General features: G+C 61.2%; 1 protein-coding gene. It reads right to left on the reverse strand.

The features are described from left to right. Position 1 precedes the first annotated feature (1 nt). On the reverse strand, positions 2 to 551 hold a 550-nt coding region (locus GOB81_RS18110; protein WP_173571472.1), incomplete at its 5' end, for a flavin reductase family protein.

Here is a 551-nt window from a genome sequence, read left to right on the forward strand (position 1 = left end):
ATCACGCCTCCACGACCAGCGGACCACCCGTGGTCTTCGCCTGACAGGCCAGGATGAAACCCTTGGCCTTGTCAGCCGGATCGAGCCCATCCTCGACCGCCATCGTCACCTCACCTTGCTGCAGGTGAGTCGTACACATGCCGCAGATACCGGATCGACAGGAGGATGGAATATTGACACCTGCCGCATCAGCCGCGTCGAGAACCGTTTCATCCAGTTGCAACGGAGCCGATTTCCCTGAAGTGGAAAACGTAATGGTCGTTGCGGCAGGCGTAACGGCCGGGGATGAGGGGGCCGCCACAGGCCCGACCGCAGGTTCGGCCTTCATCGCGGCTGGTCCGAATGCCTCGCTATGAACATTGGCTTCCGGCACAGCGAGATCCGTCAATAACGCTCTCATGCTTGCCATCATCCCGGGTGGGCCGCAGACATGGATACGCCGGTTTGTGAGATCTGGCACCGATTGCTGAAGCAGTTCCTTCGTGATGCGCCCTTCCGGCCCCGACCACTCTGTCCCCGGCGACCGCCGCATGGTGGCAATAACGTGCAGT

It is taken from the genome of Acetobacter conturbans (genome assembly GCF_011516755.1).
GTDB classification, from domain to species: Bacteria; Pseudomonadota; Alphaproteobacteria; order Acetobacterales; family Acetobacteraceae; genus Acetobacter; species Acetobacter conturbans.